This window comes from Gordonia mangrovi, from assembly GCF_024734075.1.
GTDB lineage: Bacteria > Actinomycetota > Actinomycetes > Mycobacteriales > Mycobacteriaceae > Gordonia > Gordonia mangrovi.
Genome location: NZ_CP102850.1, coordinates 3,339,345 through 3,354,420, shown reverse-complemented (window position 1 = coordinate 3,354,420; position 15,076 = coordinate 3,339,345). Strand labels below are relative to the sequence as shown.

Genomic DNA, 15,076 nt, shown 5'->3' with positions numbered 1-15,076 from the left:
CGTACGAAAATTCGAGTCGGTGGCACATAGAGCCCAGAAGGCGTGGTCAACCCTGGACATGTGCGGACAGTCCGCTTCTGAAGCGCGGATGGGCTATGTCGATGAGCGCCCGGGCGCGTTCTGTGGTGGTGCGTCCACGCAGTTCGGCGACACCGAACTCGGTGATGACCGTGTCGATGTCACTGCGCGCGGTCGTGGTGATGCCCGACGGGATGCTGGGCGTGATCCGGGAGATCTCACCGGATCGGTCGGTCGATGCCAAGGCGATGATCGAACGCCCTCTGCGCGATGCCGCTGCACCCCTGATGAAGTCGACCTGGCCGCCTATCGCACCCATGTACTTCATGCCGGCCATTTCGCTGTTGACCTGGCCGGTCAGGTCGATCTCGATCGCTGAGTTGATCGATACGAACTTGTCGAGTTTCGCCAGCACGTCGTGTGCATGCGTGATCGTCACGGGCCGGAACATGATCTCGTCGTTCTGCGAGACCTGTTTGTACAGGTCGCGGGTACCGAATACCGAGCCGATCACCGAGTGCCCCGGGAACACACTCTTGCCCTGATTGGTCACGGCCCCACTGAGATGGAGCTTCATCAGTTCATCGGTCATCAGACCGCTGTGAATCCCGAGATCCCGATGCCCATGCAGTTCATGCAAGATCATGTCGGGAACGGTGCCGATACCGACCTGAAGCTGACTGCCGTCGTCGATGAGTTCGGCAGCGAATTGTCCGATGCGGTGCGCCTGTTCGGTCGTAGCCGCCGGCGCCACCTCGAGCAACGGCATGTCGACGTACTCGTAGGCATCCACTTCGTCGAGCGCAACGGTCGTCGAACCCGGTGTGTACGGCATCGCAGTGTTCACCTGGGCGATCACCGTCCGTGCTCCAGCGATCGCTGCCTGGAGGTAGTCATCGACGATGCCCACGGAATGGCGTCCATCTCGCGACTCGGCGCTCAAGTGAAGGAGGACCACGTCTGGCGCGAGCCGAGTCTCGAAGAGTGCGGGAATCTGCGACAGATGGCACGGAATGACCTCGCACGCACCACGTGCCACCAAACGCCGGGCAGTGCCCAAGGCACCGAAGGACAGAAAGGACAGGCGTGAAGAAGCGTCGAATGTATCCGAGAACAGCGTGCCGACGAACAACCGCACCGCCGGTAGTTGGTGTTCATCCGCGACGAGCTGGCGGGTGAGCGACAGCGGTTCGGCTGTGCCCTGCGGAACGACGATGAGGTCGTTGTCTCTCAAGTGCTGCGCGAAGTCGATCATGCCCCTGCTGCTTTCATCGTTCTGTCACTCTCCGGTCCACTGTGGCGTGCGACGCTCTTGAAAAGCCCTCGGGCCTTCGAGCGCATCGTCGCTCAGGTACACCGGTTCCCAGAGCTTCTCGGCCTCGTCGTACGCGCGTGTACGCTCCTGCGCCGCGGCGAGATACACAGTGCGCTTGGCGGCCGCCACCGACAGCGGTGCGTTGGCCGCGATACCTTCTGCCAGTTTCTGCGTCACCGCCCGCAATTGGTCCTGCGGTACAACGCGGTTCACCAGGCCAAGGGTGTACGCGCGGTGGGCATCGATCGGATCCCCGGTCAGGAGTATCTCCATCGCAACACGCGGTGGCATCAGCCAGGGCAGCGGCACGGCCCACGGGGCCCCGCGGCCGACCTTGACCTCGGTGATGGCGAAGCGTGCGTGCTCGGCCGCCACGACCAGGTCGCAGTTCTGCGAGAGGAGGAAGCCACCGGCGTAGGCGACGCCGTTGACTGCCGCGATGATTGGCTTCGCCACGTCGAGCGTCCGACCGGGCTGCGGGATGTAGTCGATCGGTGGTACCCGCGTCGATTGGTCGGCCATCTCCTTGAGGTCACCGCCCGCGGAGAATGCGCGATCGCCGGCTCCGGTCACGACGAGGACCGCGGCGCGCTCATCATCGTTGAAGCGCTGCATGCCGGCCGCGAGGCCTTCGCGGACTTCTTTGTTCAGTGCGTTGCGCGCCTCGGGTCGATTGATTGTCAACCAGGCGACCGGCCCCTCGAGGGCATACTCGACAGACATTTTCTTGTTCCTCAGTAGGACTTCGGCAGGCCGAGTGCGTGCATGGAGAGGTAGTTCAACACCATTTCTTGGCTCACGGGCGCGAGCCTCATCAGCCTGGCCTCGCGGAAGTACCGCTCGACGTCGTACTCCCGGGCGTAACCCATGCCCCCGTGTGTTTGCATCGCGCGGTCAGCGGCGAAGAAGGCAGCGTCGGCGCACAGGTATTTGGCCATGTTGGCCTCGGCACCGCACTTCTGTCCTCGGTCGTAGAGCCACGCGGCCTTGCGCGCCATCAGGCGAGCGGCCTCGAGTCGCATGTGCGCCTCGGCCAGAGGGAATGCGATGCCTTGGTTCTGGCCGATCGGGCGATCGAATACGACCCGCTCGTTGGCGTAGGTGGTCGCCTTCTCGAGCGCAGCGGTTCCGATGCCGAGAGATTCGTGTGCCAACAGGACTCGTTCGGGATTCAACCCATCGAGCAGATAGCGGAAACCCTTGCCTTCTTCGCCCACCCGAGCTGATTCGGGGACACGGAGTTCGTCGATGAACACCTGGTAGCTCTGTACCGCGTTGCGCCCCATCTTCGGGATCGCCTGCAACTGTACTTTCTCGGGATCGATGTCAATGAGGAACAGACTGATCCCGTCAGTCGACTTCGACACCTCCTCGCGGCGGGTGGTGCGGCAAGCCAGCACCATTTTCGTCGACTGAGCGGCCTTGGTGATCCACACCTTCCGCCCGCTGATGACGTACCCCGACCCGTCCTTCTTGGCAAAGGTGGAGATGCGTGAGGTGTCGGTACCGGCATCCGGCTCCGTCAGGCCGAAACACACGTGCAGGGACCCATTGGCCGCCTGCGGCAAGACCTCTTCACGCATTTCATCCGAGCCATGCTTGGTGACGGTGTTGATACCGAAGATGGTGGGGTGCAGGGGTGAGCAGCCATTCATCGCGGCACCGGAGGCCGCCACCTCCTCGAGCAACAGCGCCGCTTCGGTGACCCCCATGCCCGCGCCGCCGTATTGCTCGGGAATCGCCATGCCCAACCAGCCGCCTTCGGCAAAGGCGTTGTAGAAGTCCCACGGGAACTCGTGCTCCTCGTCCATCTTCCGCCAGTACTCATCGGGAAACTTGCCGCACAGTTCCCGGACAGCCTTCTTGATGACGAGTTGGTCGCTGGTGAGGTCGAACTCCATGATGTCCTAGTTCTCCGTTCGAGTCATGATCGTGTGCGCGTGCTGATAAAGCGGTTTGTCAACCATCTGGCCCTGATATTGGAAGACTCCGGGACCATTCACCGCCACAGCGTCGAGCAGCCCTCGGGCCCAGGTGATCTGCTCGTCGCTGGGTGCGTACGCTCTTCTGATCGGCTGCACCTGATCGGGATGGATGCACCCTTTCGCCGCGAATCCCATGTCGCACGCGAAGCGGCTCTCGGCTTCCAGGGCCTCAGAGTCTCGGATGTCGAGGAAGACTGCGTCGATCGCTGCTTTTCCGGCGGCCTTTGCCGCGAAGAGCACCTGTGACCGCGCGTTCTCGATCGGCGAGTGGTAGGCACCGCTTGGCGATCGGCTCGATCGGCCTCCGAGGTCTGCGGTGAGATCCTCCGCTCCGAAGAACAACGCCGCACAGTTCGCTGCTTGCGCTATCTCCCCGCTGTTGACTACCCCGCGAACTGTCTCGCACAGGGCAATCACCGTCAGGTCAGGTGTCTTGAGTAGCTGGCCGGCCGACTCGACCTTTGGCAGCACGACTTTCGTGGCGCCGACATCACGCAGCATGTCGACATCTGCGGCATACCACGGTGAATCGAGGCCGTTGATGCGCACGAAGAACTTGTCGGGATCACTGCGGAGGTGCTCGCGCACAGTCTCACGCGCCGACGATTTCTCGTCGTCGTCGTGCGCGATGGCGTCCTCGAGGTCGATGATGACCGCGTCAGCAGCGGAGAGCGCCTTCTCGAACCGAGCCGGACGATTCGCCGGGCAGAAGAGCAGTGAGGGACCGATTGTCGGGAGCACGCTCATGACGACTGCTCTGAGGTGCTCGGCACTGCCGCGGTGGTGCTCGGCACTGCCGCGGTCGGTTCATCGACACCATTCGGTGCGGGCTTGCGCCAGAAGAGCGCGAGCTGCCCGGCGCCGGCCAGTACGCCGAGGCCCAGAGCGAGCATGCCTCGCTGGGCGCTTGTCAGGCGATTGTCGAGGCCGAGCATGTTGTCGACGCTGTAGCGTCCGGGTCCCAGCGCGGCGACGGCCACCGCCGCAGCACCCAGATTCAGCACATATTCGTAACCCTCGCTGGTGATGAAGAACCCGTTGGGCTGGTGCACCGACCGCGCGGCGACCACCATCGTTCCCACGACTGCCGAGGATGCGACCGGGGTGGCAGCTCCCAGTATCAGTGAGGCACCGGCGCCGACCTCGACGACACTGCTTGCCACCGCTTGAGCGCGTGGCTGCCGAAAGCCGATCGAGCCGAACCACCCCGCGGTGCCGTCCAGCGACCTGCCGTGTTTGACACCGTGCGCAACCATGGTTGCGCCGACGACTGTCCGCAAGGCAAGGCGGCCCACCGCTTGGCCGGCCTTGCCCGTTGTTCGGCCACTGCCGGTAACTCGCGACGTCACGCCGGTCATCGAGCCCTCCTTACTGGTTGGAATGGGTGGTCCGCAGAGGACACTTCCCGTCTGCGGACCACCCACGTCTGCCAAGCGCCCCCACATTCAAGTCACCTCTCGGCTGCTGGTGAACGAGCGCTCGTCACGTTTGTCAGTCGCTGTGTTCCAGATCACGACTTCTGGGATTACCGTAATACGGTAGACCATATAACGCAACCTCGGGACACCCATCCGGCCCCGATGGAGCCGTCCGCCGCCGACGCAGCAGCCCCCTTCCCCCATCGCGGTCTTGCGCACAACCGAATCCCGTAATACGGTATTCTCACTAGAGGTGATCTGCGCCACATGGCGCGTACGCGAAACCTCTGTTCAAAGGAGATGATTTTGTACAAGCTATTCAGCGTCGACGATCATGTCATCGAGCCGGCACACGTCTGGTCCGACTACGTGCCCGCCAAGTACAAAGACCGCGCTCCGCATGTGGTCGAGGAGGATGGCCGGCAGATCTGGGTCTGGGAGGGCGGCCGCGAAACCACCATGGGACTCAACGCCGTCGCCGGCAAACCTCGTGAGGAGTGGGGCCTGGAGCCGGCCCGATTCGAGGACATGATCCCCGGGTGCTACGACCCGGAGGAGCGACGCAAAGACCTGCTCTCGAACGGCATCTTCGGCTCGCTCGCATTTCCCACGCTCCCCGGATTCGGTGGCCGAAAGTTCGCGACGTTCGAGGACAAGGACCTGGCGCTCGCGTGCGTGCGCGCCTGGAACGACTACATGTTGGAGGAGTGGTGCGCAGCCGCCCCTGACATGTTCGTGCCCATGACGATCGTGCCGGTCTGGGATGTGGATCTCGCCGTCGCCGAGCTCGAACGAAGCGTCGAGAAGGGTTCCAAAGCTCTCTGCTGGCTGGAGAACCCGGCGAAAGTCGGACAGCCCGGCTACCACAGCGGGTACTGGGACAAGCTGTTTGCGGCGACGCAGGCGATGGATCTCCCGGTGTGTATGCACATCGGCTCCAGTGGCGCGAGTAGCCTGGGAACCGCCGAGGAAGAGGACAACCAGATCGATGTGGTTCAGATCGCGTCTGCGTTCACGACCGCAGCACATTGCGCCATCAACATGATGTGCAGCCCGATTCCGCGAAAGTTCCCTGATGTGAAGCTCGTCTGGTCTGAAGGCGGCATCGGGTGGATCGGCGCGGCACTCGAGCGAGCGGACCGCCAATGGGATCGTCACAAGTACTGGACGCACCTGGAGGGCGACCACATCATGCCGTCCGAGGTGGCGCGACGCAACATGTGGTTCTGCATGATCGAGGAGCCGATCGGTTTCAAGTACCGCCATGACTTCGAGATCGACCGCATCCTGTGGGAGTCGGATTACCCGCACGCCGATACTCCGTTCCCGCGCGCCCAGGCCGGCGCGAAGGAGGTCTTCGAGGGCGTGCCGCAGGACGAGGTGGACAAGGTCACACACCAGAACGCCGAGAAGCTCTTCGATTTCAAGCTGAACGACGAGTTGGTAGCGGCGTACCTGACTCCCAACGCCTGATCGCGTCGCCCACAACTCAACACATGTCGGGCCCCGTGGCCATCGGCGTCCATTCGGACGGCGCCGGCCACGGGGCCGATGTGTTCGCTGCCGGTTTGGCCGTCCAAGTGGAAGAGCCCCGGCGAATTTGCGGACAGGGCCACTACACCGTGCGGAGTCGCCGGCGATATCGTGGCCCGGGTGGACACCGACGATCGTGTCGTCGCTTTGACGTTCGACGACGGCCGTCCCCAGAGGTCGTCGACGAAATCGTTTCGGCGCTGCGGGACAAGGGTGTCAGCGCCACGTTCTTTGTGGTCGGGTCGCAGGTTGTCGAGCATCCAGAAGCGGCACAGGCACTCGCGGCGGCGGGTCACCAGCACGGTAATCACTCATTTACCCATCAACGCATGTGGATGGGATGTCGAGCCTCTCGATTTGGGCGCGACGACGACGCAAGCTATCACCAACTACGTCACGGACGAGGTTCGTCCTGGATCGGTCGTCTTACCAGCCATGAACCTCAGACAGACGGCCGGCGGTGGAACCACTCCGCGATGAGCGCTGGTGGCAGCCTTGCCCGACGCCGCAACGCCGTCGATGTCCGCGGCTTCGGTAGCCCAGCAGAAGAATCGGCACCGATGCCAATGGACAGCATCGGTGCCGATCTACCTCACGGGCCGTTGATCACAACCCGCTACAGCTGGATTGCCTTCATCTCGAGAAACTCCTCCAGGCCCGCCACGCCCATCTCGCGACCGATTCCCGACCGCTTGTAGCCACCGAAGGGAGCAATCGGATTGTACTGTCCGCCATTGATATCGATCGATCCGGTCCGTACGTTTCGAGCGAAGGCGATCGCGCGATCTTGATCCGCCGACCACACCGCCCCGGACAGGCCGTAGTCAGAATTGTTGGCGATCGCCAGCGCCTCATCCTCGTCGGCGTAGCGAATGACAGACAGTACAGGTCCGAAGATCTCCTGTTGCGCGACAGTGGAATCGGGATGTACGTCGGCCAAGACGGTTGGCTGCACGAAGTAGCCACGCTCGAAGCCCTCCGGCGGTTCAGCTCCGCCTGTGACGACCCGGGCCCCCTCGCTCTGAGCGATTCCGATGAACTCCCGGATACGATCACGCTGAGCCGCCGATGCCATCGGACCCAATTTCGTCTTGGGGTCCAGAGGATCACCGGGCGCGTAGCCCTTGGCGACGCTGGCCACCATCTCGAGCACGTCATCGTACTGGGCGTCCGAGACCAACATCCGGGTCCAGGCAGTGCAGGTTTGGCCGCCGTTGAGGAAGGCGTTGCCCACACCAACCTTCACAGCCGCGCTCAGGTCGGCGTCGGGCAGGATCACGTTCGCCGACTTTCCGCCCAGCTCGAGGGTCACCCGGGTGATGTTGCGCGAGGCGACTTCGGCCACCCGCTGCCCCGCCCGCAGCGATCCGGTGAACGAAACGGCATCGATGTCGCGGTGACCAGCGATGGCTTCGCCGACCGAAGTACCGTAGCCGGTCGCGAGATTCACCACGCCATCGGGCAAGCCGGCCTCATCGAGGACGTCGAACAGCAGGTAGGCGGTGAATGGGGACACCTCGCTGGGCTTCAGCACGAAGGTGCAGCCTGCCGCCAACGCCGGCGCCAGCTTGTTCGTGATCTGGTGCAGCGGGTAGTTCCACGGCGTGATCGCCCCCACCACGCCAACGGGCTCACGGGCGACGATCGAGGTGCCGGCGACCGAGTCGAACTCGTAGGATTCGATGAGGTCGGCGACACCACCCACCACCGTTTGCGGCAGCGCCGCCTGGATTCTGCCCGCAATCCTGAGCGGACAACCCATCTCCGTGGCAATCGTCTCAGCGAACTCGTCCTGACGCTTGGCGAGTCCGTCACGGATACGCCGCAAGTAGTCTGCGCGATCTGACACCGACGTGCGTGACCACGCGGGGAAGGCATCGCGGGCCGCCGCAACAGCTGCATCGACGTCCGCGGCAGATCCTGCCGGCACCGTACCCAGTTGTTCTTCGGTGGTCGGATTCTGTACCGGTATCGTCTCGTCAGAGACTGGGTCGACCCATTTTCCGTTGATATAGAACGTATCTCGACTGTTCATCAATATCCCTCGTTGTCTGAGAAGGTGAGCGGCGCTACTGCCCGTCGGCGCCGGACGTACTCGTATGGTGAGGGCCACCGCAGGGTTATCAGTCCATCCCTGCGGCGGCCTTCACAATTCACATCTATCTGTCACACGGCGGTGGAGTCCGAAGCCGCCGACCGATCCCCGGCGTGGGTCACCGACGCCTCCGACGCGTCTCCCGGATTCCGGGCCTTTCGACGTGCGTGCAGAAGCACCGACACCAGGGCGATCATCGCCCACGCGCTCAACAGCACCCACGGGAACGGACCCGCGCCGAGCTGCGTGAGGATCGCGGCGATGACGAACGGTCCGAGAACGCTGGTCATACGCCCCCAACCGAATGTGAAGCCCATGCCAGAAGCACGCAGGTGGGTCGGATACTGGCCGCCTGTCGTCGTATCGATGAGGGGAACGAATGCGCCGCCCGAATAGAACATCATCAGCGCGCCGATGGCGAGAACCTCCGGACTGGGTGCCAGCGCGAGCAACACTGCGCCCACGATGGCCACCGATGCGACAAACACCATCGCAATCCACCGATGGATGTAGCGCATCGCGATCATCATGGTCAGCACACCCACCGGTCCGCCGATGGATCCGATCATCGCGGTGTTGAGGAGATCCTCACCGGTGTACCCGCGAAGCTGCAGCAGCGTCGGGAACCACACAGACATCGCCTGCGCCGCGAACTGGAAGAACGACCACAATGCCATCAGCAGAAGAGTCGGGATGAGCAGGCCCCCGCGGAAGAGGTCCGCCCATTTGCCCCGCTCCGCTTCCTTCTCGTCGCCGCTCGAATCGGCGAGCGGCAGGCTCGCCACATCCACCGGCTCGGGAGAACGGTCGAGCGAGTTCAACGCCGCTTCCGCATCGTCGTGACGTCCGCGCGACATCAGCCACAGCGGCGATTCCGGCAGCAGGAACTTCAGCGGGATAGTGAGCAAGAGACCGAGTCCACCGAGCGCAAACACCCAGCGCCACGCGTCCGGGCTCATGGGAATGATGATCCGGGCGAGCGTCGCGACCACGATGACCGACGTGGTACCGAAGAACGACACGAAAGCGGTGCGGGTACTGCGCCGTGACGGTGGACTGATCTCGATGACATACGTGATGGCAACGATGTAGAGCGCGCCCAGCGCCCATCCGGTGAAGAATCTCAGTGCCACGAACTCGGGGAGTCCTTGGATGAAGGCGAAGCTCAGCGTGCCCAGCGAACCCAACAGAACGCCGCCCTGCAGAACCCTGATCCGGCCGAAGCGATCGGCGATCCTGCCGCCGAGCGCGCCACCGACCATCATGCCGAGCAGCGTCGCACTGGTCAGCTGCGCGATGTTGCTGACCTCGAACCCGAGACGATCCCGTAGACTTGGCGCCACATAGGACAAGCTCAGCTGATCGGCGAAATCGAAGAGAACGGCCATGCCGAGCGTCAGCAGAATGCCCATCATGCGCCAGTCGAGTGGCACCCGCTCGAGCCGAGCGAGCGCGACGCGCTCACGCTGGGACGTGTAGTCGACACTGGGGCTGTGTCCACTCATGTGTATCTCCTTGCAATAGTGAAAATCGAGTGATGATGTGGCGCATGATTTTCGGCCAGGCAAAGGGGCAATGGCCTGGTCCATGCGCGCAGACGCCGATCAGATATGACCACATTCGGCATACGCTGGTTGACCGGTTTCAGCCGTCAATCAGCGGATCAGTTATGTGGTCGGCCCACCTGCCGGGTCGACTCATCTGTCGCGTGACCCATACAAATCCGTCCCGACTGTCGTCTGGGTGCCCGGAGCGCTGCCCGAAGCGATCCCGTCCGGCCCGAAGTGATGCAGACGACGCTCATACACCCGCCAACCATCGGCAGTACGCCGCCACTTGTCGTCGTAGCAGATGGCAACGGTCCAGTCCGCGCCGGAGCGATCGGCGTCATGGAACCAATGCGCGCACAACGCGTAGAACCGGCTCGTGGCCTCATCGCCGTTGACCCGAATGGCGTGGTTACCCATCATGTGCTGAGTTCCGGCGAACTGTGGCATTGTTTCGACGAAGAAGTCCATCAGCTCGTCGCGACCACGAATCACCTGCACCGGAGTTGCTTCGGGGAGATGGAAGTCGACACCGTCCGCCGTGAAGATCTCCTGCGGGATGTCTTTCCAGCGTGCGGCATCGAGCAGGAAGGCGTAGAGATCCATCCGTTCCCGGATATAGTCCTTGTCGCGAAGGATCTGCACTTCTCGGCGCAGCACACTCAGCTCGTCGAGGACGCCACTGAGGGCATTGCCGGCATCTGACAACGTCATTCATTACTCCTTATGCGCGACTCTGCCGCAGGCGTGGATTGAGGGCCGGGAATCGGTGACGTGAGAACACTGCGTCCACGCTCCGCGAAACGCTGCCGGGGATCGAAGGAATCGGCTGGCCCGCAGAGCGATCGACACCGAGGGATTGACGCAAAGGATCGACGTTGCCGAAGGAGGTGTACACGCATCTGCCTCTCACTGTGTGTCAGCTCCCCGATCGAGCCGTATGTGTCCCACATCACCCCCGGTGGGATTACTGTAATACGGTATTCTCACGGTCGCAAGAGTGTCGGCGCCAGTGGCCGAGTTGTTCTGTTCAGCAGAACGGAGCCGGTCCATGCTTGCTGACCGGCCGGCCCTGTTGAGCGCAGCCTCAAGCCGTCGGTTCACCAACAATCACCGCACGCGGACGCAGCCGCGGCGTCGCGCGTACCCCGTCAGTCGTGAAACCGCTGGTGATCATCATCGGATCACCGCTCTCGTCGGAACGGCGCCTCAGCCGGGGACGAGCGACACGGCTTGCGTGTGCGTCTCGCGACACTGGCCCCGAATGCTCAGAGGACGAACTCGCGGTCTCGCATGTGGGCGGGAATGCGGGGGTCTCGCTCCTGCAGTTCGGTGTCGCGAACAGCCCCGGTCTCCGAGATCGCCGTCAGCCACGGCGTCACACTGGCGCTCCAGTTCCAGCGGTCCATCTCACTCGCCGAGCGCCGTCCACTCAACCCGCGAACGAACTCGTATCGGTCGGCGACGACACACTCCACTGCGTACCCCTCGCCGGCGACCATGCCCCACTGTTCGACCGTCACGCGCAGGGGCGGCAGACCCTGGTCACTCACCCGCTCAGAGAAGTTTCGCCCCAATTCGACCAGCGCGTACCGAATCTCGGTTGTGTCACGACGTCCCAGTTTTCCGAGAGCCATCCGCAGATCATGCTCGTGCATCACCAGATCGATGATGAAACCGCGGCCGGATTCGCTCTCCACCGTGAGAGAGTCGCCCACACGGGGAGCGACAGCAGCCCACCGATCCCGCACGGAATCGACGGACGTGGCCGACGGCGCCGAACCTGCGAACGCATCTGGGCCGCAGGCGGCAAGCACATTCGACTCGCCATCGACCAATCGCTCCGCCATATCGACCAGATGCCCGTAGACCCCCAGGACCGATGCATCGGTTCCTACGGCCACGACGGGCAACTGCCACTGATCCGCCTCGATGTCGGCCAACAGCTCGTCGATCGCCTGCTTGGTATCGCCCCACATCTGCCTGAGGTCGTAGCCCTTTGTTGGTGTGACTTCGTTGTGCACAGCTGTCTCCTTTGCGTTGTGAATCGGTGTGGTCTGATCCCTCGATGCGACGGTTCTACGTCGTCACGGAAAGCCGAAGTGGCGTGAGGAAATCGAGGAGTCCAGCGGTGAAGATGTCGTTGTCGTCGCCGGCGACCATGTGTCCCGCCCCGCTGACGTCGATGCGCTGTGCCGTGGGTACGAGCTCCTGCAGCTCCGCTGCACCTTCTTGACTCACCACACGCGATGAGCCGCCACGGACCAGCAATGTCGGCAGTGTGAGACTCCGGGCGGCGGTTCGGCAGCGTTCTTGCATCTCCTTGTCAGCGTCGAAAGTCTGGGCCTGCGGATCATCGGAGATGAATCGTGGATCCCAATGCCAGAACCATCGCCCTTCGCGCAGCCGCAAGTTCTTACGCAGACCCTCTGGCCGCGGTGCACGCACCCGGTTCGGGATGTAGGCACTCACCGCGTCTGCGGCTTCTTCCAGCGACGAGAACCCGTGCGAGCCACTTCGCATGAACGCATTGATCTCCGCACTGCCCTCCGCTTCGATCCGCGGGGTGACGTCGACCAAGACGAGTCCCCGCGCCAAGCCAGGGGTTTGTCCCAGTGCGATCAGCGAGGTGATGCCCCCCATGGACGCGCCGACCAGAACCGGTTCGACCTGCAGGGTCGCCACGACCTCACGCAGGTCGGCGATCATCGCATCGACGCCATAGTCGGCGTCTGCCGCCCATTCGCTGTCTCCGTGTCCGCGTGCGTCGATGGCGATCGCCGTCCATCCGGCGGCGGCCAGCCGTGCGCCGGTCTTCTGCCATGAATGCCGCGTCTGACCACCTCCGTGCAGGAGCAGAACCGTTCCGTACTCGACGCCATGCGCTGCTCCCCACCGATCTGCGGCAAGGTCCACTCCGCTGCCGCGGAACGTCACTGGTTCACTGCGGCTGACCATCCCCGATCCTCCTACTCTCGAACCCCGTGGCATCAAATCACTCCGCGATCGCTGAATTCGTGGACTGCGCCGAACATCTGATCCGGCGAAATGGTGATGCCCTCGCCGTGCAGGCTCGTTTCGGCGAAGTCGATGGCTCGATCGTTGAGAAAGGACTTCGTGCCGGCGATGTCCTCGACCGACCAGGTGATGGAGTAGGCGCGCGGTTGCCGCTTCCGGAGGAAGTCGGCCACGCTCCCCTCTTCTGTCAGCGGTTGGACGAGTCCGACGACGTGCGGACCACGGACGCTTCCGAGATCCTTTGGGCCGAAGGAGATGTAGTACGTGGAAGTCGGGTTTGCGCCGTCCGTTCTCTGCTGACCGACCAGTGTGCCTCCCCAGACCTCGGTCAGATGTTGTGCTGCCGCCTCCGCGTAGGGAACGACGAAGTTGACCGAGCGCAGGCCACGTAGTCCGGCGGCATTCCCGTTGACCCATGTCGCATCCCATGGCGGGTTCATGAACCCTTCTGCAGCGCCGAGCATCAAACCGTGAGTCGATCGCGGATGAGTGGTGATGGCGAAGCGGTTTTGGGTCACCAGCTCGTATCCGCGTGACAGCAACTCCTCGCGCGCGGCATCGAGACTTTCCACTCCAAAATGGAAGAAGTGATATCCGTATCCGTACCTCGCCACAAATCGTTGCAGCACAGTGTCGTCCGGCTTCTTGTGCGGGGCGATGCTTTCGATCATCAGGTTGCCGACATAGAACAGGTTGTAATCGTAGTGTTCTTCGGCCAGACGACTCGGCGCCCCTTCGCGAAAGAACACTGCACCGAACACATCCATGTAGCGTCGCCGCGCCGTGCCGAGGTCATCGACCACCACGGTCGCATGATTGATGCCCAACGTGTTCATGGCTCCTGAACCCGCCACACGCTTCTCCTTCTACGCCGTAGGTCTCTTGGTTTCGGTGGTCACAGAACTCCGGCGGACCGCAGCTTGTCGATTTCGGGTTCACTCACACCGAGCTCGGAGAGAACCTCGTTGGTGTGCTCGCCCAGCGCGGGCGCCGACTTGTATTCGAACTCGTGTCCGTCCACATGAATGGGACTCCGCACAGTCTCGAAGGCGCCGAGCACCGGGTGATCTTCCTTGATGAACATCCCCCGCGCGTTCATGTGCGGATCAGTGGACGCACCCTCCAGGTCGTTGGCCGGACCGATGGCGATGTGATGCTCCACCGCGAGGGTCATCCAGTCATCCAGGGTCCGCTCGATGATGATCTGCTGCAGGACCTTTCGGAGCTCGACGTCATGGAACGCGTAGTCGATGACGAGCGTACGGTCGTGCCGATCCTTCAGGTCGGGACGCTCCACCGCATCGCAGAAGCGATCCCAGAACTTTGCCTCGACGCAGCAGAACAGGATGAACTTGCCATCGAGCGTCTGGTAGTACTGATACTTCGCACTCGAGGACACATCGTGGGCGTCCGAAGGCCGATGGCATTTGCTCGGATTGAGCTCTTCTATTGTTCTGAGCCAATCGGCCGCGAGCACCGCGTCGGCACACGAGATGTCGATGAAACATCCCTCACCCGTGCGGGCTCGACGTGCCAGTCCGGCCGCAATCGCGTATGCACCCTCGAGCGGGCCGAGCACCACCCCACCGCTGGACAGCGGCGCTTCCTGGCCCGGAATACTGCGGACGAGGCCATCGTCCCCGAGGGACCGCCCATCACTGACGCCGGCCAGCGCCTCCATCATATTGCCGTGCGTCGGTATCTCGCGATACGGCCCACTCGCCCCGAAACCGGTGATCTGGCAATACACGATGTCGGGTCGGATCGCTTTCACCGAGTCGTAGTCCAGTCCCAGCTTCCGGTTGGTGTCGCCGACGTTGCCGGTGATGAACACATCCGCCGAGCCCAGCAGCTTGCCGATCAGATCGTGCCCGTCGTCGGTCTTGGCGTCGATCGTGACACTCCGTTTCCCACGATTGACGGCGAGATGGAAAAACGACCAGTCAGGAGCCATCAAGCCCTGGACGTTGCGCAGATAATCACCGACCCCTGGCACCTCGATCTTGATGACGTCGGCACCCTCTTCACCCAAGAGCGATCCCAACCGACCGACTGCGAGCAGGACTCCTGACTCCACCACTCGGAAACCATCGAGCAAACCGGCCATTCTGATGCCCTCTTTCTCTGCTAGCGGTAGGCAAACCGCA

Annotated in this window: 14 protein-coding genes; 2 read left to right on the top strand and 12 right to left on the bottom strand. The window is 62.9% G+C overall.

Translation table 11 applies throughout. The features are described 5' to 3' along the window. Positions 1-46 precede the first annotated feature (46 nt). Genes NWF22_RS15180 through NWF22_RS15160 form a run of 5 tightly spaced genes read right to left on the bottom strand, consistent with a single transcriptional unit; the run spans position 47 to position 4,676 of the window. Positions 47-1,273 carry an acetyl-CoA hydrolase/transferase family protein gene (locus tag NWF22_RS15180; RefSeq protein ID WP_160903563.1) on the bottom strand — a complete coding sequence of 409 codons (1,227 nt, stop codon included), beginning with the start codon at positions 1,271-1,273 and terminating at the stop codon, positions 47-49. A 24-nt stretch (positions 1,274-1,297) separates the two neighbouring features. Continuing rightward, positions 1,298-2,056, bottom strand: a complete 759-nt coding sequence (locus NWF22_RS15175; protein ID WP_160903564.1) for an enoyl-CoA hydratase/isomerase family protein — start codon at positions 2,054-2,056, stop codon at positions 1,298-1,300. 11 nt (positions 2,057-2,067) lie between these two features. Further along, on the bottom strand, positions 2,068-3,234 hold the full coding sequence (locus NWF22_RS15170) for an acyl-CoA dehydrogenase family protein (RefSeq protein ID WP_129910771.1): 1,167 nt from the start codon (positions 3,232-3,234) through the stop codon (positions 2,068-2,070). A 6-nt stretch (positions 3,235-3,240) separates the two neighbouring features. After that, a complete protein-coding gene (locus NWF22_RS15165) occupies positions 3,241-4,065 on the bottom strand; it encodes an HpcH/HpaI aldolase/citrate lyase family protein (protein ID WP_160903565.1) in 825 nt (274 codons plus the stop codon). Continuing rightward, positions 4,062-4,676 (bottom strand): DoxX family protein, encoded by a 615-nt coding sequence (locus tag NWF22_RS15160; RefSeq protein WP_160903566.1) that lies wholly within the window; start codon positions 4,674-4,676, stop codon positions 4,062-4,064. Before NWF22_RS15160 ends, NWF22_RS15165 begins: the two co-directional genes overlap by 4 nt. Positions 4,677-5,036: 360 nt before the next feature. Here NWF22_RS15160 and NWF22_RS15155 point away from each other — a divergent pair, with 360 nt between their 5' ends. Together NWF22_RS15155 and NWF22_RS24565 are read left to right on the top strand one after the other, a co-directional pair. Further along, positions 5,037-6,209, top strand: a complete 1,173-nt coding sequence (locus NWF22_RS15155) for an amidohydrolase family protein (RefSeq protein WP_233751589.1) — start codon at positions 5,037-5,039, stop codon at positions 6,207-6,209. A 23-nt stretch (positions 6,210-6,232) separates the two neighbouring features. Next, complete coding sequence (locus NWF22_RS24565) at positions 6,233-6,967, top strand: polysaccharide deacetylase family protein (protein WP_373691911.1); 735 nt, start codon at positions 6,233-6,235, stop codon at positions 6,965-6,967. On the opposite strand, the gene NWF22_RS15150 is transcribed toward NWF22_RS24565, so the two are convergent. The 7 genes from NWF22_RS15150 to NWF22_RS15120 form a co-directional block, all read right to left on the bottom strand. After that, positions 6,886-8,304: an aldehyde dehydrogenase family protein gene (locus tag NWF22_RS15150; RefSeq protein WP_160903568.1), complete on the bottom strand. Its 1,419-nt coding sequence runs from the start codon at positions 8,302-8,304 to the stop codon at positions 6,886-6,888. The genes NWF22_RS24565 and NWF22_RS15150 overlap by 82 nt on opposite strands. A gap of 131 nt (positions 8,305-8,435) precedes the next feature. Further along, the gene (locus NWF22_RS15145) at positions 8,436-9,869 is read right to left on the bottom strand and encodes an MFS transporter (protein WP_160903569.1); all 1,434 of its coding nucleotides are present in this window, start codon (positions 9,867-9,869) and stop codon (positions 8,436-8,438) included. Positions 9,870-10,061: 192 nt separating this feature from the next. Beyond that, positions 10,062-10,625, bottom strand: coding sequence for a nuclear transport factor 2 family protein (locus NWF22_RS15140; protein ID WP_160903570.1), 564 nt, complete (start codon positions 10,623-10,625; stop codon positions 10,062-10,064). Between the two features lie 554 nt (positions 10,626-11,179). After that, positions 11,180-11,935, bottom strand: a complete 756-nt coding sequence (locus NWF22_RS15135) for a hypothetical protein (RefSeq protein WP_160903571.1) — start codon at positions 11,933-11,935, stop codon at positions 11,180-11,182. Between the two features lie 55 nt (positions 11,936-11,990). Next, positions 11,991-12,869 carry an alpha/beta fold hydrolase gene (locus NWF22_RS15130; protein WP_160903572.1) on the bottom strand — a complete coding sequence of 293 codons (879 nt, stop codon included), beginning with the start codon at positions 12,867-12,869 and terminating at the stop codon, positions 11,991-11,993. A 32-nt stretch (positions 12,870-12,901) separates the two neighbouring features. Continuing rightward, a complete protein-coding gene (locus NWF22_RS15125) occupies positions 12,902-13,765 on the bottom strand; it encodes a VOC family protein (RefSeq protein ID WP_160903573.1) in 864 nt (287 codons plus the stop codon). 59 nt (positions 13,766-13,824) lie between these two features. Beyond that, complete coding sequence (locus NWF22_RS15120; RefSeq protein WP_160903574.1) at positions 13,825-15,006, bottom strand: CaiB/BaiF CoA transferase family protein; 1,182 nt, start codon at positions 15,004-15,006, stop codon at positions 13,825-13,827. Positions 15,007-15,076 lie beyond the last annotated feature (70 nt).